The sequence below is a fragment of the Paenibacillus sp. JT31N7 genome (assembly GCF_059692095.1).
Genome location: NZ_JCAUAT010000005.1, coordinates 111990 through 136136, shown reverse-complemented (window position 1 = coordinate 136136; position 24147 = coordinate 111990). Strand labels below are relative to the sequence as shown.

The 24147-nt window shown below is 56.7% G+C and carries 22 protein-coding genes; 15 read left to right on the top strand and 7 right to left on the bottom strand.

Annotation, left to right across the window (positions count from 1 at the left end; translation table 11 throughout):
• Window positions 1–14: 14 nt before the first annotated feature.
• The 8 genes from AC58P5_RS21065 (at window position 15) to AC58P5_RS21030 (ending at window position 8963) form a co-directional block, all read left to right on the top strand.
• Window positions 15–1121 (top strand): hypothetical protein, encoded by a 1107-nt coding sequence (locus tag AC58P5_RS21065; RefSeq protein ID WP_497390032.1) that lies wholly within the window; start codon window positions 15–17, stop codon window positions 1119–1121.
• Complete coding sequence (locus tag AC58P5_RS21060) at window positions 1093–2268, top strand: radical SAM protein (RefSeq protein ID WP_497390030.1); 1176 nt, start codon at window positions 1093–1095, stop codon at window positions 2266–2268. The genes AC58P5_RS21065 and AC58P5_RS21060 overlap by 29 nt, the downstream gene beginning before the upstream one ends.
• 60 nt (window positions 2269–2328) lie before the next feature.
• The gene (locus AC58P5_RS21055; protein WP_497390028.1) at window positions 2329–3312 is read left to right on the top strand and encodes an ABC transporter ATP-binding protein; all 984 of its coding nucleotides are present in this window, start codon (window positions 2329–2331) and stop codon (window positions 3310–3312) included.
• Window positions 3309–4118 carry an ABC transporter permease gene (locus tag AC58P5_RS21050; protein WP_497390026.1) on the top strand — a complete coding sequence of 270 codons (810 nt, stop codon included), beginning with the start codon at window positions 3309–3311 and terminating at the stop codon, window positions 4116–4118. Before AC58P5_RS21055 ends, AC58P5_RS21050 begins: the two co-directional genes overlap by 4 nt.
• Window positions 4119–4130: 12 nt before the next feature.
• Window positions 4131–4934 (top strand): ABC transporter permease, encoded by an 804-nt coding sequence (locus tag AC58P5_RS21045; RefSeq protein ID WP_497390024.1) that lies wholly within the window; start codon window positions 4131–4133, stop codon window positions 4932–4934.
• Between the two features lie 322 nt (window positions 4935–5256).
• The gene (locus AC58P5_RS21040; protein ID WP_497390022.1) at window positions 5257–6282 is read left to right on the top strand and encodes a zinc-dependent alcohol dehydrogenase; all 1026 of its coding nucleotides are present in this window, start codon (window positions 5257–5259) and stop codon (window positions 6280–6282) included.
• A 19-nt stretch (window positions 6283–6301) separates the two neighbouring features.
• Window positions 6302–7960, top strand: coding sequence for a glycoside hydrolase family 3 protein (locus tag AC58P5_RS21035; protein WP_497390020.1), 1659 nt, complete (start codon window positions 6302–6304; stop codon window positions 7958–7960).
• Window positions 7920–8963 (top strand): hypothetical protein, encoded by a 1044-nt coding sequence (locus AC58P5_RS21030; RefSeq protein ID WP_497390018.1) that lies wholly within the window; start codon window positions 7920–7922, stop codon window positions 8961–8963. Before AC58P5_RS21035 ends, AC58P5_RS21030 begins: the two co-directional genes overlap by 41 nt.
• Window positions 8964–9136: 173 nt before the next feature.
• On the opposite strand, the gene AC58P5_RS21025 is transcribed toward AC58P5_RS21030, so the two are convergent.
• From AC58P5_RS21025 to AC58P5_RS21010, 4 genes are all read right to left on the bottom strand, one after another.
• Window positions 9137–9694 (bottom strand): hypothetical protein, encoded by a 558-nt coding sequence (locus tag AC58P5_RS21025; RefSeq protein WP_497390016.1) that lies wholly within the window; start codon window positions 9692–9694, stop codon window positions 9137–9139.
• Between the two features lie 496 nt (window positions 9695–10190).
• Window positions 10191–11186 (bottom strand): YwmB family TATA-box binding protein, encoded by a 996-nt coding sequence (locus AC58P5_RS21020; RefSeq protein ID WP_497390014.1) that lies wholly within the window; start codon window positions 11184–11186, stop codon window positions 10191–10193.
• Between the two features lie 255 nt (window positions 11187–11441).
• On the bottom strand, window positions 11442–12041 hold the full coding sequence (locus tag AC58P5_RS21015; RefSeq protein WP_497390012.1) for a general stress protein: 600 nt from the start codon (window positions 12039–12041) through the stop codon (window positions 11442–11444).
• 84 nt (window positions 12042–12125) lie between these two features.
• Window positions 12126–15242 (bottom strand): PAS domain S-box protein, encoded by a 3117-nt coding sequence (locus AC58P5_RS21010; protein ID WP_497390010.1) that lies wholly within the window; start codon window positions 15240–15242, stop codon window positions 12126–12128.
• Window positions 15243–15448: 206 nt separating this feature from the next.
• Here AC58P5_RS21010 and AC58P5_RS21005 point away from each other — a divergent pair, with 206 nt between their 5' ends.
• The 7 genes from AC58P5_RS21005 (at window position 15449) to AC58P5_RS20975 (ending at window position 22408) form a co-directional block, all read left to right on the top strand.
• Window positions 15449–16225, top strand: a complete 777-nt coding sequence (locus AC58P5_RS21005) for an ABC transporter permease (RefSeq protein ID WP_497390008.1) — start codon at window positions 15449–15451, stop codon at window positions 16223–16225.
• The gene (locus AC58P5_RS21000) at window positions 16222–17016 is read left to right on the top strand and encodes an ABC transporter permease (RefSeq protein ID WP_497390006.1); all 795 of its coding nucleotides are present in this window, start codon (window positions 16222–16224) and stop codon (window positions 17014–17016) included. The genes AC58P5_RS21005 and AC58P5_RS21000 overlap by 4 nt, the downstream gene beginning before the upstream one ends.
• Window positions 17017–17220: 204 nt before the next feature.
• Window positions 17221–18141 (top strand): D-alanyl-D-alanine carboxypeptidase family protein, encoded by a 921-nt coding sequence (locus AC58P5_RS20995; protein ID WP_497390004.1) that lies wholly within the window; start codon window positions 17221–17223, stop codon window positions 18139–18141.
• 31 nt (window positions 18142–18172) lie between these two features.
• Window positions 18173–19150, top strand: coding sequence for an ABC transporter ATP-binding protein (locus AC58P5_RS20990; protein ID WP_497390002.1), 978 nt, complete (start codon window positions 18173–18175; stop codon window positions 19148–19150).
• Window positions 19151–19269: 119 nt separating this feature from the next.
• A complete protein-coding gene (locus tag AC58P5_RS20985; RefSeq protein ID WP_497390000.1) occupies window positions 19270–20010 on the top strand; it encodes a VOC family protein in 741 nt (246 codons plus the stop codon).
• A 224-nt stretch (window positions 20011–20234) separates the two neighbouring features.
• The gene (locus tag AC58P5_RS20980; RefSeq protein ID WP_497389998.1) at window positions 20235–21713 is read left to right on the top strand and encodes a sensor histidine kinase; all 1479 of its coding nucleotides are present in this window, start codon (window positions 20235–20237) and stop codon (window positions 21711–21713) included.
• Window positions 21710–22408, top strand: a complete 699-nt coding sequence (locus AC58P5_RS20975) for a response regulator transcription factor (RefSeq protein ID WP_497389996.1) — start codon at window positions 21710–21712, stop codon at window positions 22406–22408. The genes AC58P5_RS20980 and AC58P5_RS20975 overlap by 4 nt, the downstream gene beginning before the upstream one ends.
• On the opposite strand, the gene AC58P5_RS20970 is transcribed toward AC58P5_RS20975, so the two are convergent.
• The 3 genes from AC58P5_RS20970 to gerPC are packed head-to-tail and all read right to left on the bottom strand — an operon-like array spanning window position 22390 to window position 23756.
• The gene (locus tag AC58P5_RS20970) at window positions 22390–22875 is read right to left on the bottom strand and encodes a spore germination protein GerPE (protein WP_497389994.1); all 486 of its coding nucleotides are present in this window, start codon (window positions 22873–22875) and stop codon (window positions 22390–22392) included. The genes AC58P5_RS20975 and AC58P5_RS20970 overlap by 19 nt on opposite strands.
• A 3-nt stretch (window positions 22876–22878) precedes the next feature.
• Window positions 22879–23061 (bottom strand): spore germination protein GerPD, encoded by a 183-nt coding sequence (locus AC58P5_RS20965; RefSeq protein WP_009676346.1) that lies wholly within the window; start codon window positions 23059–23061, stop codon window positions 22879–22881.
• On the bottom strand, window positions 23058–23756 hold the full coding sequence (gene gerPC, locus AC58P5_RS20960) for a spore germination protein GerPC (RefSeq protein ID WP_497389992.1): 699 nt from the start codon (window positions 23754–23756) through the stop codon (window positions 23058–23060). The genes AC58P5_RS20965 and gerPC overlap by 4 nt, the downstream gene beginning before the upstream one ends.
• Window positions 23757–24147: the final 391 nt, after the last annotated feature.

The window sequence follows — 24147 nt, the reverse complement described above, 5'->3', positions numbered from 1 at the left end:
CTCGGGAGCTGCGCATGAATTCATCTTCGGTTACCTTGCTGGCGTCGGGGAATTCGCTCGGCGCATACATTCCGGCTATGCATCTGCACACGTACCTGCAGGGCAGAGGAGTCGGATCCGACGTTCAAGTTCTGGAGAACTTGTATCACGAAGAAGTCCGGAACAAGATCCGGGCTACCAAAAAAGCGTTCCATGCGGACTTCTCCGTAGCCCGTATGGGGCATAAGCTGGCTAGGCCCGTCGACACTTCCCTGAACGAGGAAGCGGTCCTGAGGCTGCTCGAGGACTGGATGCGGGACGGTAATACCCGGTTTGCGGTGTTCACCGGCTTCTGGCTGCCGATCCTGGAGCGTTACAAGGCGGCTGCCGGCCGGCCCCTGGATATCCGGCTGATCCGGCTGGACGCGTGGGATACGCCATCGTTTAAAGTGCACAAGCAGCTGTATCCCGGCTACGACAACGTCTGGTTCTACGAGCCTTCGGAGCTGTCCCCGGGCGGCTACATCGCTTCGGACGAAGCGGAGCCCCTGCCTTACGGGCAGCGTGCCGGAAGCATTCTGATCCACGGAGGCGGCTGGGGGATCGGCACTTACGCCGAGACGATCCGAGAACTCCGTGCGCTCGGGCGCCGGCTCGATGTGATCGTCTATGACCCCTCCGAGGTGGAGGAGGACGATGGGTTTACGCGCTACTTCGGAACGGATGCCTCTTGGGATCCGTGGAGCCGGGATGCACAGGGGCGGCATACGTTTCCGCCGATGGTCCGTTATGTCCGTGAGGACGGCGTTCTCCGGGAGTACCCGCTCCGGGATTACTCCATTTACACGGACCTGATGCGCAATTGCGCAGCAATCATCAGCAAGCCGGGGGGAGCTACCCTGAACGATTCGCTGTCGTTCGGAATCCCTTTTGTCATGCTGGAGCCGTTCGGCGACCATGAGCTTCATAATTCAACCTACTGGGAGTCCTGCGGATTCGGTATCCGTTTTGCGGAGTGGAAAGCCCGGGATTTTTCGGAACATCTGCTGAAGGGAATTTGCACACGATTGCTGGAGCAGCGGTCAAAAATCAACCATTTTGGGAGGAACACTTATGCAGCCGAAAACAGCAGTTACGTTTGACCAACTTACGTTCAAAAATATGAAAAGGACCCTGGTTCCGCTGGCGGAAACGGGAAGGAAGCGCAGGGAAGATCCGGCTTATGCGGCTCCCGTGCCTTACGAGATCGGAATCAAGCTTAATAACGGCTGTAACCTGCGCTGCAAACACTGCTTCGAATGGAATCCGGACGGCTTCCATCACGGTTTTGCCAAAGAAGTGAAGAACGATGAAATCGAGATTCCCGTCGTGGAGAAGCTTCTGGCTGAAACAAGAGAACGCAAATCGCGTGTATTCCTGTGGGGCGGAGAGCCGTTATTCTACTCCAAGTTCGATGAACTGGCGGAATTGCTGGCCAAAGAAGACCGGTACACGACCATTTGCACGAATGCCATTCTCATTGAGCAGAAGCTGGATTCCATTCTGAAAATGTCGGAAAATCTCGTCATGCTGGTCAGCCTGGAAGGCTTCGAGAAGGAGAATGACGCGATCCGGGGCAAAGGCACGTTCAAGAAAGTGATTCACGCCGTCCAACTCCTTCTGGATCTGCAAAAGCAGGGCGTGTACAAAGGCAAGGTGTCCGTAGCCTTGACCGTAAACGACCAGATGGTCGGCCAGTTGTACAGCTTTATGGAATACTTCGAAGAAATGGGCGTCGATTCCGTCTACTTCTGCTTCCCTTGGTACATCCCCACCGATACGGCGGAGAAAATGGACACCTACTTCGATGCCCATTTCCCGCACCTGGCCGCCCGTTTCGAAGAAGGCCACAAGAACAGCTGGCATTCGTTCACGTTCCACATCTCGCCCGACAATTATGACACGCTGATCGCTGAACTGAACCGCGTCAATTCCCGGGTATGGAATGTTCGAGTCCGCTACCAGCCCGCTCTGGAGCCGGAGGAAGTGGAAGACTTTGTCCGGGGCAGCGAGAAGCCGGCCATGAAACGGACGAAGTGCTTTTCGATCTCCAACCGGATGGACGTTATGCCGGACGGCAAAGTGAATCCGTGCAAATTTTTCCCGGAATTCAGCGTCGGCAACTTGAATGAAGAAAGCGTGGCGGATATTTTCCACGGCGACGATCTCCGCAAGCAGCGCGAAATTCTGGCCTGCGGTCTAATGCCGATTTGCTCCAAATGCGTACTGCTTTATAACAACGGAATTTAAACGTTTAAACTTTATGCCGCCCAATCAGGCAAAACAGGCAATCGTTCAGGAGGGGCAGGGATGGACTTCATCCGTGTGCGGGAACTGCACAAATCGTTCGTGTATTACCGGAAAGAAGCCGGGCTTAAAAATTCTCTGAAAAATTTATTCGCCCGCAAGTCGCTGGTGAAGGAAGCGGTTAAATCCGTTTCCTTCGACATCGGCCCCGGCGAGTGCGTCGGGTTTCTCGGACCCAACGGGGCGGGTAAAACCACGACCCTCAAAATGCTGTCGGGCATTCTGTATCCCACCGGCGGGGAAGCCGACGTGCTCGGCTATGTGCCGTGGGAGAGGAAAAACGAATTCAAACGGCTTTTTTCCATAGTGATGGGCCAGAAAAACCAGCTTTGGTGGGATCTTCCCGCGAGCGAGTCGATTTATCTGAACAAATGTATCTATGACGTGGACGACGATCTTTACCGCCGGAGCCTCGCCGAGTTATCGGAAATGCTGGATGTTCAGGAGCTGCTGAACGTGCAGGTGCGCCGGCTATCCCTGGGTGAACGGATGAAGATGGAGCTGATCGCCGCTCTTATCCACCGGCCCCGGCTGCTTTATCTGGACGAGCCGACGATCGGCCTCGATTTTCCTTCCCAGAAGAAGGTCAGGGAGTTTCTGAAATATTACAATGAGCAGTTCGGCGCGACGATTCTGCTGACGAGCCACTACATGAAGGATGTGGAGGACCTGTGCAAGCGGACGATCATCATTAACGAAGGAAGTCTGCTGTATGACGGGGACCTCCATAAGATCAACGATCTTTTCGGCGAGCAGAAAATTATCCGGCTGCAGTTCTCAGAGCCCGTTGCCGAGCAGCGGTTGGTCAAATTCGGCAAACTCGTCAGCGGAGACGGCTACAATGCCGTTCTGGAGCTGCCGAAGCACCGCTTGAAGGAAGTGTCGCGCGCCGTGCTCGATGCGTTTCCGATCGTCGACTGGACAATCGAAGACGTGCCGATCGAGGAAAGCATTTCGATGCTCTACCGCAAGGAATCCGTCGGATGAACAGACGTAAATTGTACATGGCGGTTTTTTCGATGGGCATCCAGCATTCGATGGAATACCGGTTTCACTTCTTTCTCGGTCTGCTGGGAGCCGCTTTTCCGATCCTTGTTCAGTATTTCATCTGGACGGCGGTGTACCGGCATTCCGGCCAGGCGGCGCTGTTCTCGTACTCGTACGGGCAAATTATTTTGTACACCATTTTGGCGGGTCTGGTGTCCAAGCTGATCGCTACCCAGTTCGAGCACCAGATTGCCGACGATATCAAAAACGGCGGTCTTAACAAATACTTGATCAAACCGGTCAGCTACTTCGGTTATCGGCTGGTGTCCTTTTTCGGGCAGAAGGCGATCTATTACGGAATTACGGCGCTTCTGCTTATCGGGATTATCTGGATTGCGTCCGCCAGGGAAGTGCTCGATGTGGAGGCCGTACGGCTGATCTTGTTTGCCTTCACGCTGTGCGGGGCGCTTCTGCTCAACTTTCTGATCGCCTATTGCATCTGCGCCAGCGCCTTTTATCTGCATGAAATCTCGTATTTTTTCGTCATTTCAAGTCTGCTTGTCAATATCTTGAGCGGAGGCATGTTTCCTTTGGAGATTTTCGGGGAAACGGTTGTGAAGGCGCTTCAATATACGCCGTTCCCGTATACGATTTATTTTCCGGTCAATGTTCTCAGCGGCAAGACGGAAGCGGCGGCCATGTACCAGGGGCTGCTGATCCAGTGCGGGTGGATTCTGCTGTTCTTCTGGCTTTCCCGCCTGACGTGGCGCGTATCCATGAAGAAATATTCGGCGGTTGGGGGGTAGCGGACGTTCCATATGTTTAAGATCATGAGAAAATACGCGCACCTGTACGGCATGTTCATCAAAAATTGCCTCATTGCCCAGATGGAGTTCAGAGGCAATTTTATAATGAGCCTGCTGGTCGAATCCGTCTACCTGCTCGCCAAGCTGCTGTATGTGCTCGTCGTGTTCCGTACCGATCTTCATGTAGACGGGATACCGCCCGAAGGGCTGCTGCTATTTATAGGGATGCATACCGTGGCGACCGGAATTTATGTCGGCCTGTTTTTTACAAATTTCATGAAAATTCCCGAGTATATCAAAGACGGTTCGCTAGACCTCATGTTGACGAAACCGGTTTCTCTCCAGTTCATGGCTTCCCTGCGCTATGTGGATCTGGCGCTCCCGATCCCCGACATTCTGGTCGGGTTCGTGATGGTCGGTATCGGCTGGCACGCCATGGATATTCCGCTGTCGTTCATACAGCTCGCGGGATTTGCCCTGCTGCTCGTCGTCTCCGTTGTCATCACGTACTGCCTGATGATTATTCCGGCGCTGCTGTCGTTCTGGTTCGTCCAAACGGGCTCGGTGTCGGAGATCGCCCATTCCGTCTGGGACGCCAACAATTTTCCGATGGCCATTTACCCGGCCTGGGTCCGCCGGATCGGCACCTTTGTTATTCCTCTGTTCCTGATTACCAATTTCGGACCGATGTTCCTGCTCGGGCAGCTCAGCTGGCTCTATGCGGGGCTGGCGCTGGCCGGATCGCTGCTGCTCTTCGCTGCCGTACGGCTGCTCTGGAAACAAGCCGTCAGGGGGTATAGCAGCGCGAGCAGCTAAGACGGCTCTGAGGCCGATAAACGGCCGGGGCGGGCAGTATGCACGAAGATCGCCTCCTGCTGGAGCCAGCCGCTGCCCCGTGCCTGAGCTGGCGCTCTGTGACTGAGCTAGCGCTCTGTGTTTGAGCTGGCGCTCTGTGCTTGAGCTGGCGCCCTGTGCTTGAGCTGGCGCTCTGTGCTTGAGCTGGCGCCCTGTGCTTGAGCTGGCGCTCCGTGCCTGAGCTGGCGCCCCGTGCCGGGTCTGCAAGGGAGCTTCCGGCGGAAAAATTTTTTCGAAGAATTCTGGATTCCCATCCTACACTTAGAAAAGGAAGTGCCAAAGCATGCCGGATGTTGCGACAAGTGAGGGATACACCTCGTTAAACTGCGTATTTCAGGAGCCGGGCCGGATCGAGCTGCTGGAGGAGAAGGTGCCCGAGCCGGGACCGGGACAAATTTTATGTGCGGCCAAAAAGTCGCTGATCAGTACGGGCACGGAATTGGCCTGTCTGAGAGGGCGCTTCGACGAGGGAACAGTCTGGTCCTCTTGGGTCCGCTATCCGTTCTATCCGGGCTACTCCATGGCGGCGGAAGTGCTGCGGACGGGCAGCGGGGTGGAAGGAATCCAAACCGGCGACAGGATTATCTGCCCAGCCGGACACCGCCAGTACTTCCTGGCCGATTACCGGGAAGCGGCGCTTATTCCCGATACGGTTCTTGACGAAGAGGCGGTTTTTACGCAGATCGCGAAAGTCGCCCTGCTGGGTGTCCTGCGCGCCGAGCCCGCATTCGGCGAAAGAGTGGGCGTCGTCGGGCTCGGTCTTATCGGCCAGCTCGTGGTGCAGTATCTGAATTCGAGCGGTGCGCGCCAAATTATCGCGATTGCGCCGGAGAGCTCCCGTCTGGATCAAGCCCGCCGAAACGGGGCGACGGATCTGCTGGATCTTCCGGTGGCCGAAGCATTCGGATCCGTGGAAGAGCTCACCGGAGGCAGGATGCTGGACACGGTGTACGATGTCACGGGCTCCTACGCTGTACTGCCGCACTGTACGCAGCTCACCCGGGACCTCGGCAAAGTGATCCTGCTGGGGGACTCGACAGAACCTTCGAAGCAGACCATCGGGCCGAAAGTCGTCTTTAATTCGGTCAGCATACTGGGGATTCACGGCCGGATGATGGAAGGGTTTAAAGGCTGGACGGAAGCGGACATGAACGGATTCATATTCGAATCCCTCCGTCGCGGAAAGCTGGACGTCGCAAGTCTCATTAGCGAGGAAGTAAGCCCGCTCGAAGCCGTATCGGTGTATTCCCGGCTCGCCGGGCGGAAGTCCGATGTCATGGGCGTTTTGTTCGATTGGTCGCAAATGTAACGGCAGAGGAGGCAACTCAATGAGAGCGTGTAACGAGCTTACGCTTAAGGAGAAAATAGGCCAGCTGCTTATGGCCGGTTTCGAAGGTCTTACACCGGATGCGAATATCCGGGACCTTTTGCAGAACCATTTGGCCGGTGGGGTCGTGCTCTTTTCCCGCAACCTGGACAACCCGGGGCAAGCTTTCGCTTTAACGGAAGAACTTCAGCGGATGGCTGTGGCGGTGACGGGCATACCGCTGTGGATCGGGACGGACCAGGAGGGTGGCATGGTAGTCCGGGTAAGGCAGGGGATTGCGCAGCTGCCTGCGGCGATGGCGCTGGGAGCGGCACGTAATCCCGGGCTGCTCTACGAAGCCGCCAAAGGCACGGCGGAAGAGCTGAAGGCGCTGGGCATCAATATGAATTTCGCGCCGGTGGTGGACATCAACATCAATCCGCGAAATCCGATCATTGATGTCCGTTCGTTCGGAGACGATGCCGAACTAGTCTCCGAGCTGGGGATCGCCGCCATGCTCGGCTTTCAGGACGGTGGGGTCGCCTCCGTCATCAAGCATTTTCCGGGGCACGGAGATACGGAGACGGATTCCCACGCGGAACTGCCGGTCGTGAGGCATTCCCTCGAACGGCTGCGGTCGGTGGAGCTTGTGCCGTTCCAACGGGCAGCCCTGACCGGGGCCGAAGCCGTTATGACGGCCCACGTCGGTATTCCGCTGCTCACCGGCGGCGAGGCTGTTCCGGCCACGCTCTCCCGGGAAGTCCTGACGGGACTGCTGCGGGAGGAGCTGGGCTTCGACGGGCTTATCGTGACCGACTGCATGGAAATGGACGCCGTGACGCAGGGAATCGGCGTGGGCGAGGCAGTCGTCCGGGCCATGATGGCCGGAGCGGATCTTCTGCTCGTCAGCCACACGTACGAAAGCCAATTGGAGGCGGTGGCGGCTCTGGAGCGTGCCGTGGCGGACGGGCGTCTGACGGAGGAGCGGATCGACGCTTCCGTGGAGCGTATTCTTCGCCTGAAAGAGCGCCGCATCGGAGAGCTGCGGGAGCGCAGCTGGGAAGAAGCGCAGCTTCTGCTGGAGAATCCGCAGACGCTGGGGACGATAGAGCGGCTCCGCGAGGAAAGCATCACGGCCGTCAACCGTGAGCCGGATTTCTGCAGGCTGTCTCCGGACGTCGACACGCTGGTACTCTGGCCGCACATTACGGCTGCCTGCAAATCCGAAGACGAGCCGGTACACGATGCTACCCTGGCGGGCTTTCTGCGCCCTTTTATCGGGGCGAATCTCACGGAGCGCGTGTACGGGACCAGCCCGGGGCCGGATGAGATTGCGGCCATGGCTTCCGAAGCGCAGCGATACGGGCAGATCGTCGCCGGCATTTTCCACACGGCTTCCAATCCTGGACAAACTGCACTGGTCCGCGAGCTGCTGAAGGGCGGCGCCAAAGTCATTCCGGTCTCCCTGCGCAACCCCGTCGATCTAGCTGCATTCCCGGAGGCCAAAGGCTTCCTGGCCTGCTACGAGCATCATCCGTATAGCCTGCAGGCCCTGGCCCGTGTTCTGACGGGCATATCGGAGCCTGCCGGAACTCTGCCGGTCACCATTCCGGATTACATCTCAGAAAGGGGAGAATCAGATGAACGCCGTTCAGCTTCCGTTATCGAATCCGCCACTTAAAGGTTTTTTGCGGTGGGGCTACACACTTTCCATTACGAGCGGACACGAAGAAACGATTCCCTGGTTTTACAGCAATTTTATCCAGTTGTCCTGCACGAAGAAGTTTTTGGAGGACGGCAGGCAGTGCTACGTCGACTTTTTCCGGGGCGAGCCCAATGAACTGAATTTCAACAACCCGTTCTTGCTCACATGCACCGTCAATTATACGTTTATGGAAAATCTGGCGCTGGATGATTGGCCGAAATTTTTTGCGGATCAGATCCGTAACGAGTATTACTGTATTGTTTTTTTGGACGAATCCAGGCTGTCGCCGGCAGCTTGCTATCAGCAGGAACCGTTTCCCCATCACCTTTTTCTGTACGGATTCAATTGGGAAGAACGGATCTTTTATGCCTCCATGTTCGACAATACGGGAGTATACCGCAATCTGGAAATTACTTTCGAAGAGTTTCTCGATGCCGTAAATTCCATGAAAAAGCTGCTGAAGGAGGGGCAAACGTCCGATCACCATACGTATTTTTACAAATACGAGGCGGAATTCCACTATCCTTTTGACAAAATAGCCGCGATCGACCAATTGCGCGACTATCTTAACGGGGAGACCCGCTTAAACCGGATCAATTACAACCCGGACGAGGATGAAGCTTTCGGAATCAGGGTATACGACTATTTGCAGATGTACTATGACGCCGTAGAGCAAAACGATCCCCGGCTGGGAGTCCGCAACGATGTGCGGCACCTTCATCTCTTGTGGGAGCATAAAAAAATGATGAGCGAGCGGATCGAATATCTCGTGAATGAGGGGATCATTCCGTATGACGAGGAGCTTGTGGAAGGCTATAAAGATCTGGCCAAAAGAGCAATGAAGCTGAGGGACCAGTACATTCGCCATGAATTCCGCGAGGATAAGGGAATGTATGAACGGTTGAGGCTCCGGTTCGACCAATTCCGGGATGAAGAACCGGTTCTCCTGCAAAAGCTGATTGCACTGCTCGAAAGCTGAAAAAGGCCCCGGGGAGGAAACCGCCGGAACCGGACGCGGCGCATACCGGAAGGCCGGGTTTTCTGCAGGGGGTCGGGATAGCCGTGCGCTGTGAAAAAAAAGCAGCGGGTAAAGAAAGGGCTTGGGCGAGGAGCAAAGAACAACGTTCTTCGGCAGGGCATGATGTTAAGTGTTCAGCCCGCCGCTCCTAATGCCGGAGCCGAATTTTTGATCTGTTCGGCCAGCCGGGCTACAGCCGCGTCAGGCTCGGTAACGTAATACAGGTAGGACGATCGGCCGGTATCCAGCTTCCACCAGAGCCAGTGCAGGCGGGACTCATTGCGGAACTCCGCTTTGGATACCGGCGTATAAATCCGGCCATCCGCGTCGACGAGAATAATCCGGCCTTTGGAATTTTCATAAGAAAGCCGGAGAGGTTCCTTGCCGGGAATAAAGGCGGAGGTTGCTTCTTCTTTCCGCAAAGCTTGCTTGGTGAGGGCCAGGCGGGTAAACGATTCAATGACGCTCTGGTCGCGGTAAGTGAAATCTTCGTCAGGCAGATAAAAGGAAGCGGGCTGCGAGCGGGTCATCAGTTCGCCATATGTCATGGAACCCGGCACGAGCCTGTTTAGCAGCGCGCTTAATACCAGGGAGACAAGGACGGCCGTTATAATTAGGCCTGCCGCTACTCTACGTCCGAAACCTTCCGGAAAACTCCATTTACCGAACCATTGAAAAAAACGCAGTGTCATTGTACCGCCTCCCGGATTATAATTGTAAGCGATTTCAATAAAACTTGGATTAAAGTATGGACCCGTCGGGTGTCTCGCATGATGCCCACGATAAGGGTGTGGCTGCGCTCCGGTCAGGCATGAGCTGTGCTCAAGATTCCTGCTGCCGCTGCGCACTTGCCGGTAAAATTACTTAAACGGATTCCGCTAGTTAGACGCTAATTTTTGAAAAAATTTTCTTCCGGTCTTGGATTAAAAGGATCGCTGGGTAAACCGAGCCGCAGGGTGCACATACGATGCGATTCGTTAAAGGCAAGCCGCATTTCATGCAGCTTGCCTGGCTTGCGTGGCGTGGAGAAGATAGAACTGCGGCAGGTTGGTAAAAGAGGAGCATGGGATACGGACATAGGGCTGTTTGACGAAGGAAGCAGGTACGGATTTAGAGCGGGAACAACGGTAAGTAGTCAGGCAGAAGATATGGAACCGCAGCAGAACGTATTAAAATAACGGCATGAGTTCAGTATTCGGTTGTAATGACCGGCGTGCCAATTGTGATACGCTGCAGTCCACTTTCAGTTACCGTGTGAACCGCGGCCTGCAGATTGACGCGTTTGCCGCCGCTGATTACGGAAGCGTGGAGCTTGGGCACGCCCATCGTTATACTGACGGTCTCTCCGTCGGCATAACGCTCCAGCGGAGCGGCGCCGAGCCGCTTCGCAAGCAGCGCCTGGAGCCCGTCGGCCTGAGCCGCGGCTCCTGCCGAAGGCCGGGCTGCGGCTCCCTGCAGGACGACGTTGCAGTCCGCCTGCACACTTGCCGCTTGCAGGGCGGCCTCCAGGCTTTCCCGGCGCGCTTCCAGGGCCGGGAGGCCGTCGGCTGCGCGCGCCTCCAGCCGGGCGATGACGAACGCGCTGCCGTCGTCAAGGCGGGCGAGCTGCAGCGACAGCCCGCCGCCGCCCGCCGCAGAGCCGCCGCCCGCCGCAGAGCCGCCGCCCGCCGCAGAGCCGCCGCCCGCCGCAGAGCCGCCGCCCGCCGCAGAGCCGCCGCCCGCCGCAGAGCCGCCGCCCGCCGCAGCGGCCGTGGCGTAGACGGCGTGGCCGGAAGCGCGGCTGACGGTGCCTGCCGGCAGCGACAGCCGCGCAGCCAGCGCGTCGCCCGCTGCGGCGAGCGCGTCGTCACCTGCCGCGGCAGGCAGCGGAGCCGCGTAGCGCAGCGTGACGGCGGCGTCCGGCGCAAGCACGCCGTCTGCGGCGGCCAGCAGCGCGGCAAGGTCGGAGCGGCCTGCGTCCGCGGCCGTCGGTTTCGCGGCGGCAGACCAGCCGGCGAGCAGCAGCGCGGCCAACAGCGCGATGCCCCAGAGCAGCCCGCGCGCCGGGTTACCACGCCGCGGCTCTGCCTGCGGTCCCGCTGCAGCGGGTTGTCCCGCTTCGGCGCGGTTCGGCTTCCGTCCGCACCGCAGCTGCGTCCGCGCGCTCTTTTGTAAGGTGCTCTTCGTCATCACGCTTCTCATCATCTCTATCGCTCCGTTTCCCGTTCGAATCTAGCAATCTAGTAACAGCCTTGCCGGAGCGGATAGCTTTTATACATCCTCCACCTAAATGCTGCAAATCTCCTTATTTCCTCGGTTAGCTCCTCTTTTCACGCGCAAAAAGCAGGGCTGGCCCCCAAGCGGCAAAACACGCTTGAGAACCAGCCCTGCTGCGCCCGCGAAACTACCGCCGCAGGCTGTCGGCATTCGATAAAGCCGGTGAAGACTCACCGCTCTCCGTTACCGGCGGAAATTGACATCTTCCTTATTGCTCAGAAGATCGGGATCATCGTGGACGGCGTGGGGAGTGGCTTCGTACACGTCACTCTTCGAATGCTCACCGGCGGCGCGGCTGCCGTCACGGTTTTCCCGGAGAATCCCGTTTACAAGCTCCCACTTGTCCTCCGGGGTATCGACCACGATGAGAATATCTCCGCGTTCTACATGGCTGTGATAATTCTCGATCTCTTCCTCGGGTATCCCCGCACCGACAAGCGCGCCCGTTACGCCGCCCGCTCCGGCTCCGATCGCCGCACCGGATAAGGCGGCAGCCAGAGGTCCCGCGGCCAGAATAGGGCCGATGCCCGGTACGGCCATCAGGCCGATTCCCGCGATCAGTCCCGCGGCACTGCCGATAGCGGCTCCGCCGATGGCGCCTTTTTCCGCCTTCGTATCCTCCTTACCCGCAATTTCCTGTCTTTCCGTGTAAGGTCCGAATTCTTCTCTATGTTTGGCGAGTACGGAAATATCTTCGTCTCTGTAGCCGTGTTCTTTTAACGCTTCGATAGCGCGAAGGGCATCCCCGCTTGATTGAAAAACACCTCTTGCTTTTCGTGTCATTACAGGCAACCTCCCTTAAAAGTGGATTACCCATCGTTACCCGGCAGAGCCCGGAATGAATCCGAATGATTGGAACGGAGGGGACTATTGATCCGGGCTTTCCCGGTCGTTCTTTCGGCCCCAAAGGCTGAATATCCGTTTCACTTCATCGAAGAGAATCGGCTTGGAGATAAAATCCTGCATGCCGCTCTCCAGGCATTTTTCTTTATCGGCCGGACGTGCGGATGCGGTAACGGCGATAATGACGGGATACCGGCCGGTGGGCAGAAGTTGGCGGATCAGCCGGGTAGCCTGCAGCCCGTCCATGACCGGCATCTGCATGTCCATAAAAACAAGGTCGTACTCCGTCCTTGTAACGGCTTCAACGGCTTCCATCCCGTTCTCCGCAATATCCGCCCCGTAACCGAGCTTTTCGAGGAACTTGATGAACAGTTGACGGTTTACGGGGTGATCTTCCACCACGAGAATTTTAAGCGGAGCGGGCCGGGAATTCAACTGGGAGATCATCCATTCCTCTTGTTCTTCGCCCAGCGCCTGTTCTTCCTCGGTTTCTTGTTGTTTTATCTGAGCGTTCGGAAGGGTGAAACGGAAAACAGACCCCGCGCCTTCCTTGCTTTCCACGGAGATCGTTCCGCCCATGAGTTCGACAAGCCGTTTGCAGATCGACAGGCCGAGTCCCGTGCCGCCATATTTACGGTTCAGCACCGGATGCAGCTGGGAGAAAGACTGGAACAGGTGATCCAGCTTGTCGGCGGGAATGCCCACGCCCGTATCGGCGACGGAAAACCCGAGCAGAACGGGTTTGGATTTCACGGCGGCCAGACTTTCCACGGAGACAACGACAGAACCGCTGTCCGTAAATTTCAGCGCGTTCCCGACGAGATTAACGAGCACCTGGCGCACCCTGGAGGCATCCCCCATGTATAGATGCGGAACATCCGGCTCGATCGTGGAGATAAGCTCCAGCTTTTTCTCGGCGGCCTTCGGAGCGAAAAGTTCCAGTGTACTCTTCACGACAGCATGAAGATCGAACGGCTCCATAATGAGCGTCATTTTGCCTGCGTCGATTTTGCTGAAATCCAGAATGTCATTCAAAATCTGCAGCAGGGCATCGCTGCTTTCACGGATGATTTCGGCATAATCCCGCTGTTCTTCGTCTAACCTTGTATCCAGCAGGAGATCGGTCATCCCCATGATGCCGTTCATCGGCGTACGGATTTCATGGCTCATCATCGCGAGGAACTCCGATTTCGCCCGGGCGGCCTGCTCGGCGATTTCTTTGGCGCGGATAATTTCTCTTTCATCGGTGATATCGGTAAAAACGACGACCGCTCCCATAATCTCCCCTTTGTCGTAGAGGGGATTGATCCTGTATTCGACTAGGAAGCTCGACCCGTCCTTCCTCCAGAAAACCTCTTCTTGAACAAGCCGGGAAAGCCCGTCCTTCATAGTGGCGTGAATCGGACAATCTTGGTGGGGATAATCGCTTCCGTCCGCTTTCGTATGATGGATGCTGTCGTGGATATTGACCCCGATCAGCTCTTCCTGCGAGTATGCGAGCATCGACGCTCCCGCCGGATTGACGAACATGACGCTGCCGTCCCGGTCCAGTCCGTAAATGCCCTCCGACACGGAACCGAGAATTAGGGAATGTTGGTAGCTCAGATGCTCGATTTCTTTGACATACTTTTTTCTTTCCGTAATATCGCTGGCAATTCCGTATACGCCTACGATTTCATCGTCGACGACGATTGGAACGTTCGTGACACTGATATCAATGAGCGACGCGTCCTTGCGGATCAGCGTCGTTTCGTAGTTTTGCGGGATGCCCCGTTTCGCGTTATGGAAATGGGTTAAGGTTTTCTCCAACAGAGACGGCTCGATCAGGGAAGTAAACGAGTGATGGAGCAGTTCTTTGCGGCTGAATCCGGTCATTCTCGCCAAGTTGGCGTTTAAGGAAACGTAGTTGCCTTCGAGGTCGAACGAGTAAACGCTGGATGGATTATAGTCGAAGAGGGACTTGTATCTCTGCTCGCTTACTTTCAGCTTGTTCTCCGCAATTTTGCGTTCGGTAATATCGCGGGAAATCGCGATGATTTCCTGAACGATCCCGCTGTTCTCGTCATACGTGTAACGGCCGCTGCTTTCGAACCAGATGTACTCTCCGTTCTTGCGCCGGATGCGGTAGGAGACGGTATACATGCCGACCTCGGCGAGATTCGCCTGCAAATACTCGGTAACGAGAAACACATCATCCAGGTGAAAATAGTCGTATGCGCTCGTTCCGATGAGCTCTTCCGGCTCGTACCCGAGCAAAGAAAGGCAGGCGGGGGATGCGTACAGATAGAGCGCCTGTTCGTCGGCGGAGTGGCGCGAAATAAAATCCAGTGAATTTTCGGAGATAAGCCTGTACTGCTTCTCGCTGGCCCGGATCCTATCCTCCATTTTTTGGCGTTCGGTAATGTCGCGTCCGATGCCGAGAATTTTCTCCACTTGTCCTTCGGCGTTGCGGACGGCTTTCACGGTCGTTTCAAACCAGAGGTAATGTCCCTCTTTATGCCGGAAGCGCCCTGTGAGCAAATCGGTGTCATCACTCGGGCTTTCGGAGCAGCCGGATTTGATTTCTTCGGGAATGTAATAATCGCCGATAGAGGTCCCTTCGATTTCCTCGGGTTCATACCCGAGCAATTTATGAATAGAGGGGGACACATATTCGCAAATCCCTAGGGGATTCGTGAACGTAATAATGTCGCCCGCGTTTTCGGAGATCAGGTTGTAAAGAATTTCGCACTCCTGCAGCTTGCTGCGGACGGTCTTCTGCTCCGTGATATCCCGGCCCATTCCGTAGACGCCGACTATTTCTCCGTCCGCGATGATCGGAATATAGGTAATTTCTACATGGAATACGGCTTCGTCTTTCCGGCAAAATTCCACCTCGAAGTTTGGCGTTTCGCCCCGCAGCGCCCGCTCGAAATAGGTTCTGCCCTGTTCGGCGTGCTCGCTAAAAAGAGTTTCCCGGCCGAGCTGTATGAATTCTTCTCTGGAATAGCCGCTGATCCGCTCCGCGGCAGGGTTGGCGTCCAAATAACGTCCTTGTGTATCCATGACGTAAATAGCATCGGGGTGATGCTGAAATAACGATTTATAAATGCCGCCTTCCGAGATCGCCTTTTTAAGCTTAGCGGTTTTGGTTATTTCCACGGTGACAGCTTCCTCTCTTACCTTTAGAATCTTTCAGTTCCGGATTCCGGCTTCCAGTTTATCATCCTATATTTCTTTACTGTCGGAAAGAGTAAATTGAATCTAATTCCGGGGTTGATTTTTATTGGTGGCATTTGGTAAGATGAAATCCCTCTACACGCATTTCACGCTGAAACGATCGTCTACTGATGAACCGGAGGTGTTGGATGCTTTTTTCTGTCTTGGCGCGTAAAGCTTACGCGCGGAATTTGCAGTACCGGGGCGCGCATATGATTCATAACGTGTCCAGCTTTATGTTCGGATTTGTTTACGTGTCCCTGTGGGCAGGTATAGGAGAGAGTCATTCGCTCGGAGAATACGGGGTCCAGGGAATGACCGCGTATATCGCCTTCAACCAGGCCTCTTTATGGCTGGTGCTCTTCATCACGAACGGTCTCGGCATGGAGCAGTCCGTACGCACCGGACAAATTGCTCTGGATCTGATGCGTCCCGTCCCCCTGTTTCTACATAAGATGTACCGGGAATGGGGACAAATCGCGTACCAGTTCGTGTACAAATTTCTTCCGATCTACATCCTCTATTTTTTCCTGTTTTCGATCCCGGTTCCCGGGAAGCTCTCCGTTTACGGCTGGACCGCTCTATCGCTTCTGCTCGCCGCTTATATTTCCATTTGCATGAATTACCTGATCGGCGCCGCCGCCATGTGGACGACCGAATCCCGCTGGCTTTACTGGGTGAACTATGCGTTCTCCATGCTGCTTTCCGGCTTCTTTATCCCGCTGGAATGGCTTCCCGCCTGGCTTAGCCAGCTTAGCTGGCTGACTCCGTATCCCTATTTGCTGTATGTTCCGGTTTCGCTGTTCACGGAAAGAACGACGCCTGCCGCTCTGCCGGCAGCGCTGTTTTGGTGCGTTCTTTTTACGGGATTATGCATGCTGGCGACAGGCGCGATGCGCAAAAAGCTGGAGGTGCAGGGAGGATGAGAAGCGGACTGCGGATGTATATGCTGCTGATCCGGGCCTCATTAAGAAGCCGGATGCAGTACAAGTTCAACTTTATTTTCTCTTCATTGATGGCGGCTCTTGTGAATGTGGCGGAGTTTCTGATGGTGGCGCTTGTGCTGGACCGCTTCGGAAGCGTAAAGGGCTGGTCGCTGCATGAGGTGGCTTATTTGTACGCGGTGATCCTGCTGTCCAAAGCGATCTACCGGTCTCTGGCCTCCGATGTGCATCATCTGGAAAAATACCTGGTGAGCGGAGACATGGACGCTCTTCTGATCCGGCCCCTGCCGGTGCTTTTCGTGCTGATGACTCAAAATTTCCGCCTGCTGGTCGGAGAGTTCGGGCAAGGCCTGTTCATCCTCGCGTATGCGATGACCCATATGATGCGTACGGGCCAGATCGGTTGGCAGGCCGTGCCGCTGACAGTCGTCGCCGTCGGCTCCGGAGCCCTTATCCTGTTCGCCATCGGACTGGCTACGGCCTCGGCCGGTTTCTGGCTCACCCGGATCGAGGAACTCCAGAACGTGACGGAGGACGCTGCAAGATCCGCCGCCCAGTATCCGTTGGACGTATACCCCGGCTGGCTCCGCTACATTCTGCTGACGTTCCTTCCGGTCGGATTGGCCAACTATGTGCCGGCTTCCGTCATCATCCGGCATGAGTACGGCACATGGGCTTTGGCTGCGGTAGCGGTCATGGCCTTCGTCTTCGTCCTGCTGGCCGGAAGGCTGTGGAAGTTGGGCATTTCACGTTACCAGAGCACAGGAACGTAGAGAAGTCGGAACGCCGTTCCACGCCTCGTCGCTCCCGCGGACTCTTGCAGAACCGGCAAAGCGGCTGCTGCCGGGTCTCTGCATGAGAACCGCCCGATAAGATCCCTGGGCCGTCTTAACGAAGGAGGCGAGTCTTTTTGGGGGCTTGGTTCGTCTTTCTACATAGAGAGACATAGACAAGAACCGAAGGAGCGGAGTGACGACGTGAAACGGATCAAACGGAGAGTCCTGCTGCTGGCCGTCCTCGCGGTCGCCGGTATCTGGTTGTGGAATGAAAGAAAGCATGCGGAACCTGCTATCAATGCCAGGTCCGCCTTGTTGATGGAAGCGGAAAGCGGCCGCGTGATTTACGAGCGGAACGCGGAGGAGAGCCTCCCCCCGGCTTCCATGTCCAAGATGATGACGGAACTGCTCGTTTACGAGGAAGTGAAAGCGGGCCGTGCTTCTTGGGATGACCAGGTGACAACGAGTCGGTACGCCAGCGAGGTGACCGGTGCCCAGATCGGGCTTGAGACCGGAGAGAAACTTTCCCTTAAAGATATGCTGGCCGCCATGGCCATCGTGTCCGCCAACGATGCCGCAGTAGCGGTGGCCGAGCACCTCGGCGGAACAGAGGATGAATTTGTGGTGAAAATGAACGCGAAAGCGGAAGAAATCGGCCTATCCGATAAAACGGTATTCGCCAACGCAAGCGGGCTGACGCGCGCCGATCTGGGACCCTTCGCTCCCAAGAAAAATACGGGAGAGACGCTCATGACGGCCAAAGACGCGGCCAAGCTCGCGGTCTATCTTATCCGGGAGCATCCCGGCATTCTGGAACTGACCGCTAAGGCGGACTATAGCCTGCCGGGAAGGTTCGAGACGCTGAAAACGACCAACCGCATGCTGCCGCATACGAACGATTCCTTCTCCTATCCGGGCGCCGACGGGCTGAAGACCGGGTTTACGGATCAGGCCGGGTACTGCTTTACGGGAACGGCGGTCCGGGACGGCCGGAGGCTGGTTTCCGTCGTAATGGGTACGGAGATGGCGGAGAAACGGTTTGAAGAAACCCGCAAACTCTTCAATTACGGCTACGGCACAAGCCGGAGTCTGACGGAATGGATCAAAGACATGATGCGCTGAGTGAAAGCGGGAACAGAAGGAGGGGAAATTTTTGATTACCGCGACGAATTTAAACAAAACGTTTCGTACGCCGATCGTCCGACAAGGGCGGATGGCCGGTCTGAGAAGCCTGCTGTCCAGGGAATACCGGTCCAAAACGGCGGTGAACGACGTTAATTTCACGATCGGCCAGGGAGACTTCGTAGGGTTTATCGGTCCTAACGGGGCCGGAAAATCCACGACGATCAAAATGCTCACGGGCATTCTGCATCCGACTTCGGGAGAAGTGCGGATCTCCGGCCTCAGCCCGCAGCGCGACCGCAGACGGGTGGTCGCCAAGCTGGGCGTCGTGTTCGGCCAGAGAAGCCAGCTCTGGTGGGACCTGCCGGTCCGTGACTCCTACGAGATCCTTGCGGCTATGTACAGGGTCCGGGATGAGGACCTGAAGCGAAAGCTTGCGGATCTCGGCGAGCTTCTCGGCCTCGGCGAATTTATGGATACGCCGGTCCGCAAGCTCTCGCTCGGTCAGAGGATGAGGGCGGATCTGGCGGCCGCCATGCTGCACGATCCGGACATCCTCTTCCTCGACGAGCCGACAATCGGCTTGGATGTAGCGGCCAAGCAGAGCATCCGCGGCTTTCTGCATAAGCTGAACAAAGAAGCGGGCAAAACGATCTTGCTCACCACGCACGATATGGACGATATCGAGCAGCTTTGCGAGCGCGTGATCGTCATCAACGACGGTACCATCGGATATGACGGTACCGTGGAAGGCATGCGGCGGCGGATCGGGCTGCCGACGATTATGACGATCCGGTACCGGGGAGCGAGCGGGTTTGCGAGCGGAGAGGCGGGCAAGGAGTACCCGTTCCGTGTCACTGCCGCGGAGAAAGAAAAACTTGTGCTGGAATTCAACCGCACGGACATCGGCCCGATGGAGGTTCTGCAGCTTGCCGGCGGTTGGGGCGAAATTGCCGACGTACATATGCAGGAGCCGGATTTCGAGGATATTGTACATCGTGTGTATTGATACAAAACAAGGTACAATAGATGAAGGAATCTAGAGAAATTCCGGGCGTTCGGAACAGGTTGGAGGGCGCAGCGAGACAAGGGCGCCCGGAGTTCCATCAACGCTCAGGAGGAATTACAATGACTTTTACCAAACTGGTGGATGTATTCGTGCCCGTCACCGATTTGAAGCGGTCGGTGCCCTGGTACGAGCAGGTGCTGGGCCTTCGTTTACTGGGCCGGGACGAGCGGCATGCCAGGCTCTCCTTCCTTGAAGGAACCTGTCTCACCTTAGTTCAGCAGAAAGAGCTTAACCGGTACGACGAGGCTCCCTTCAACGTGAACGTTTACGATGCGGAGAAGGCTTACCGGACCATGACCGGAAGCGGAGTGGAGATCGTGGAAGAACTCGCTCCTTTTCACCATATGCAGGGTTTCAAAATCAGCGATCCGGACCGCAATCCCATCGGCATCGTCGGCTGGAGAGAAGAAGCTTACTCGGGGACCGAAGGAGCTATCCGGCTTGGCGGAGCGTTCCTGCCCGTCCGTGATCTGCAGCGCTCCGTAGAGTGGTTCGAAAACCAGCTGGGCGCCATTGTTCAGCACCGGTTCGCTTACAAGCTCCCTGCCCTGGATAAGGAAGTGGAAGCGGTTTCCTTTGATAATATAAACGTGTGCGTGTTTGAGACTCCGCGTTTCTCCGCCTTGGCTCATATGGCGTTTACGATCGGATCGACGGACCCCCGGAACGACTTCGAGACGCTGCGGGCCGGCGGGATTAAGCTGTCCGCGCTTACCAGAGAGTTCAACCGGGACCGGTTCGGTCTGCTGGATCCGGATGAGAACGAAATAGGCGTCATCGGCATTTTACAGGCAAACTGAACTAATCTTGTGTTACTTACAAAAGGGTCGGATGTTCGGGGTAAGGGTCTGTTCCGGTTTAGGCCGGCGGACCCTTTTTCTTTGCTGCGTGTGTTACCGAGCTTCCCGCACGGCCTGCGGCGTAGTATATTGAGGACATACGCTTTTACGGCTGCGGTCCGGCTGCATGCGGTTAGACGGCCGGCCGGTTTACAATCGAAAATCAAAGCAAGGGAGAGACGTTCATGTCCATCCGTACCCGGCTGCTGCTTTCCTACATAGCCATGCTGGTCATCCCGCTTATTCTGGTCGGACTGACTGTAACCGGGCTGTATTTTATGCTCATCCAGGATCTCAAAAGGGAATACCATATCGACATTACCCACGGCAATCCGCTCAAGGAAGTCGCCCAGATGGAAGATGACAATTACAACAAAATCCGCAGCGCCATTGCGATGGACCCCAAAAGCGCCGGCGATCCCGGGCAGTGGAAGCAGTGGGAAGCTCTTGTCGAGCGTGTGAATATGGGCCTCATTATCCGCAAGGACGAGCAGATCCTGTATATTTCGCCCACGATGAATCACCCGGATGTGCTGAATTCGCTGCCGGCTTTCAGTTACTATTCGGGCTTGACGGATTCCCAACTGGATAACAATTATTACCTGCTGAGGCATCACGATTTTCTATTTCCCGACGGGGGAAAAGGCAGCTTTTTCATCGGGACGCACGATACGATCGGCAAAAAATATTTTATTAAATACGGTCTGATTTTCCTCGCTGTCCTGATCGCCGTGCTCGTGCTGACGAACGGGATGATGACGTACCTAATGTCAAAAAGTCTGATTACGCCGATCCGCGCCCTGCAGCGTTCCGCGGAGCACATCAAGGAAGGGCGGCTGGATATTGAGGTGCGTCCGGCTTCCAGCGACGAGATCGGGGAGCTTGCCGTTTCTTTCGAAGAAATGCGCCGCAGGCTCAAAGAGTCCATCGAGCTTCAGATGCAGTACGAGGAAAACCGGAAGCAGCTGATCTCGAACATTTCTCACGACCTGAAAACGCCGGTGACTGCCATTAAAGGATACGTGGAGGGAATTATGGACGGCGTCACGAACTCCCAGGCGAAATTCGACCGCTATCTCCAGACGGTCTATTCCAAAACGGTCGATATCGACCGGATGATCGATGAGCTTTTTCTGTACTCCAAGCTGGATTTGCGCAAGCTGCCCTTTCAGTTCGAGGAGGCGGATTTAACGGCCTATCTGAAGGATTGCGTCGAAGACATGCAGTTCGATATGGAGAAAAAGGGAATCCGGCTTACGCTGGAACTCTCATCGGAGGAGCCGCTTAGGGTCGTAATCGACCGTGAGAAGCTCAGAAGGGTGCTCACGAACATCACGGAAAATGCCCAGAAGTACCGGGATAAACCGGAAGGGCACATCCGTATCTTCGTTCTGGAGCGGCCGGAATTCGTGGTAATCGGCATTCACGACAACGGGCAGGGCATTCCGTCCGATGTACTGCCGCATATTTTCGACCGGTTTTACCGGGGGGACCCGTCACGCAGCTCGCAAACCGGGGGGAGCGGGCTGGGGCTCGCCATCGCGAAGCAGATCGTGGAAGAGCACGAAGGCACGATCTGGGCCAACAGCCGGTTCGGAGAAGGGACGACCATTCAATTTACCGTGCGCAAAAACCGGGACGAGAAAGGGAGGAAGATAACATGAAAGAAGGCGGACGCATTCTGATCGTCGAGGACGATGTAAGCATTGCCGAGCTGGAACGGGATTATCTGGAGCTGGACGGATTTACGGTCGATATGGAGCATCACGGCGAAACGGGCCTTCAGCGGGCCCTTGTCGAACACTACGATCTGATTTTGCTGGATGTGATGCTGCCGGGTACCGACGGCTTTGCCATCTGCGAGCGGATTCGTGTGGAGCGGGATATTCCGATTCTGATGGTTTCCGCCAAAAAGGAGGACCTGGATAAAATCCGCGGCTTCAGTTTGGGAGCCGACGACTATATCATCAAGCCGTTCAGCCCGGGAGAGCTCGTGGCGCGCGTCAAGGCGCATTTGTCCCGGTATGAGAGGCTGAAAGGGCAGCAGGACCAGGACAAGGACGAAATCCGCATCCGCGGACTCGTCATCAACCGGGCTTCCAGAAGGGTCTATGTCAACGGCAAAGAGATTCCTTTCACGACCAAGGAATTCGATCTGCTGAACCATTTGGCGACCAATCCCAACCGCGTGTTCAGCAAAGATCAGTTGTTCGACCACCTGTGGGGCATGGACGCGATCGGCGATATTTCGACCGTGACGGTTCATATCCGCAAGCTCCGGGAGAAAATCGAACCGAGCCCGTCGGACCCCGCCTATATCGAGACCATCTGGGGGGCGGGCTACCGGTTCAAGCCGTAAGGGTTCGAAGGGGAAGACCCGGGTTCCGGCGGCCCGCTTTCGGCCGCGAGATTTTCGCCGGAACCGGTGTAGGCGATCGTGCCCGTCGGATTGGTGTAAGGGCCGATCGGCCGGAACTGGCGGATATGCTTGATCCGCGCCTGCAGGCTGACCGGACCGCTGCCGCCTACCTGCATCACCGACGAGGCGGACACGCCGAGCACCTTGACAGGACCTACTTGTATGGGGCCGAGGCTGCAGGTCGTTTTTGCCGATTCCGGCGGAAACCGCACTTCGGGAAAAGGGCGGGCGAAGATGGGATACGCTTCGAACGCGCCTTCTTCATCCAGATAGACGGGGATTTCCCGCTGAAGGGCGAGCGCTCTGAACCGGCTGTATATTCCGCCGTTGTCGCCGACCTGGAAAACGGAAGCGCTGGAAACCGAGAGCACTTTCGCCTGAGTGAGCCAAACCAGCCGTCTGGCCATGGCTTAAGTATGGGGCAGCGGAACGAGCGGTCCCACTATGACGGATTCCGGCGGGGTGTCGAACATGGACGAAGCGGTGATGGAATCGGTGTCCCCGATAAGGAAGGTCGAAGAACTGGAAACCCCGATGATATAGACGGAGCCTACCTGCAGACATTTATTTTCCACATAAAAATCTACCTTCACGGATTTCCATCTCCTTTTCCCTCCTGATAGTGAGCCAAATAATTGCGGATGCCGGCGCGTATGTCGGCTTTTGTTTTTTCGATGAGTTTCCACGTTGCGTTCCCCGGCGGCTCCTGCCCGCCCGCATGCAAGAGATCGGGAGAGGAGGCGTACTGCCGGACTCTCGCTTCGATCTGCTGCCGTAAATCGTCCATAACCCGTCTGCTCTCGTCCGCCCCTATGTTCAAGTGCCGCTTGGCCGCAAGCTCTATCAGCTCTTCCATGGCTTCGCGGTCGAGAAAGTCGTGAAGGTGCCGGTTGGCGGTTCCTTCGTCCGCGGCCGGGCGGCCCTCGCCAGCTTGTGCGGGTTCCCGGCTTTCATGCGGATAGAAGCCTTCGGAAGGCGCAGCCCCGTTATCCGGGAAAGAGGCGTCCATTCCGTTTACGGCGAAATCTTCGATCTCGTCCACGGTCGAGGGCGAGACGCCGATCGTCAGTGTGCCGTCCAGTTGTTCTACTTTCAACTGATCGAATTTGTATTCGATCCGGTCGATATGTATACCGCGCTGCCGCTTCAGTTCCTCGATCTCACCGCGCATGGCTGCGGCGGTTTCTTCGAGCTTGGCAATGCGGGCTTCCTGCCGCTGAATGTGCGTCCACATCTGTTGAAGCTGATAGGCATACAGATTGGGGTCGCCTGACCCGTAGCCGTGCATAGCCTCACCTCTCTTTCGCTTTCGCAAAAATGCCGCCGGGCTCATTAGCCGGCGGAAGTGTGATGCGCGGCACGCGGAAGCGCCCCGGCGGGAGCGAGCTGCCGACGCTCCGGCTAGGCCGCCTGCACGGGCGGGGCGCAGCGCGCCGTCAGCTGCCGCGGGAGGGGCCCCGGCCTTGCGGCGGCCGCCACGGCATCCACGGCGGGAACGGCGGCTGCAGATGGGGGCCCGGCCCGAGCAGGCCGCCGGCTCCTGGCCCCGCCTCCGCGGCGCCGGTGGAGCCGGGGCCCGCCGCCGGCTTGGCGGGCGCGCCATGCCCGGCAGGACCGGCCGTGCCGGAAGGCCCGCCTCCCGGCGCCGCGCCGGGAAGGCCGCCGCCGGCCGCTCCGCC

Excerpts from the sequence above, each read along its gene's own strand:
- AC58P5_RS21000 (WP_497390006.1), top strand. The coding sequence starts at position 16,222 with ATGAGAAGCGGACTGCGGATGTATATGCTGCTGATCCGGGCCTCATTA.
- gerPC (WP_497389992.1), bottom strand. The coding sequence starts at position 23,756 with ATGCACGGCTACGGGTCAGGCGACCCCAATCTGTATGCCTATCAGCTT.
- AC58P5_RS21005 (WP_497390008.1), top strand. The coding sequence starts at position 15,449 with ATGCTTTTTTCTGTCTTGGCGCGTAAAGCTTACGCGCGGAATTTGCAG.
- AC58P5_RS21015 (WP_497390012.1), bottom strand. The coding sequence starts at position 12,041 with ATGACACGAAAAGCAAGAGGTGTTTTTCAATCAAGCGGGGATGCCCTT.
- AC58P5_RS21050 (WP_497390026.1), top strand. The coding sequence starts at position 3,309 with ATGAACAGACGTAAATTGTACATGGCGGTTTTTTCGATGGGCATCCAG.
- AC58P5_RS21030 (WP_497390018.1), top strand. The coding sequence starts at position 7,920 with ATGAACGCCGTTCAGCTTCCGTTATCGAATCCGCCACTTAAAGGTTTT.
- AC58P5_RS21020 (WP_497390014.1), bottom strand. The coding sequence starts at position 11,186 with ATGATGAGAAGCGTGATGACGAAGAGCACCTTACAAAAGAGCGCGCGG.
- AC58P5_RS21065 (WP_497390032.1), top strand. The coding sequence starts at position 15 with ATGAATTCATCTTCGGTTACCTTGCTGGCGTCGGGGAATTCGCTCGGC.
- AC58P5_RS20980 (WP_497389998.1), top strand. The coding sequence starts at position 20,235 with ATGTCCATCCGTACCCGGCTGCTGCTTTCCTACATAGCCATGCTGGTC.
- AC58P5_RS21045 (WP_497390024.1), top strand. The coding sequence starts at position 4,131 with ATGTTTAAGATCATGAGAAAATACGCGCACCTGTACGGCATGTTCATC.
- AC58P5_RS21035 (WP_497390020.1), top strand. The coding sequence starts at position 6,302 with ATGAGAGCGTGTAACGAGCTTACGCTTAAGGAGAAAATAGGCCAGCTG.
- AC58P5_RS20975 (WP_497389996.1), top strand. The coding sequence starts at position 21,710 with ATGAAAGAAGGCGGACGCATTCTGATCGTCGAGGACGATGTAAGCATT.
- AC58P5_RS21040 (WP_497390022.1), top strand. The coding sequence starts at position 5,257 with ATGCCGGATGTTGCGACAAGTGAGGGATACACCTCGTTAAACTGCGTA.
- AC58P5_RS20970 (WP_497389994.1), bottom strand. The coding sequence starts at position 22,875 with ATGGCCAGACGGCTGGTTTGGCTCACTCAGGCGAAAGTGCTCTCGGTT.
- AC58P5_RS21055 (WP_497390028.1), top strand. The coding sequence starts at position 2,329 with ATGGACTTCATCCGTGTGCGGGAACTGCACAAATCGTTCGTGTATTAC.
- AC58P5_RS21060 (WP_497390030.1), top strand. The coding sequence starts at position 1,093 with ATGCAGCCGAAAACAGCAGTTACGTTTGACCAACTTACGTTCAAAAAT.
- AC58P5_RS20985 (WP_497390000.1), top strand. The coding sequence starts at position 19,270 with ATGACTTTTACCAAACTGGTGGATGTATTCGTGCCCGTCACCGATTTG.
- AC58P5_RS21025 (WP_497390016.1), bottom strand. The coding sequence starts at position 9,694 with ATGACACTGCGTTTTTTTCAATGGTTCGGTAAATGGAGTTTTCCGGAA.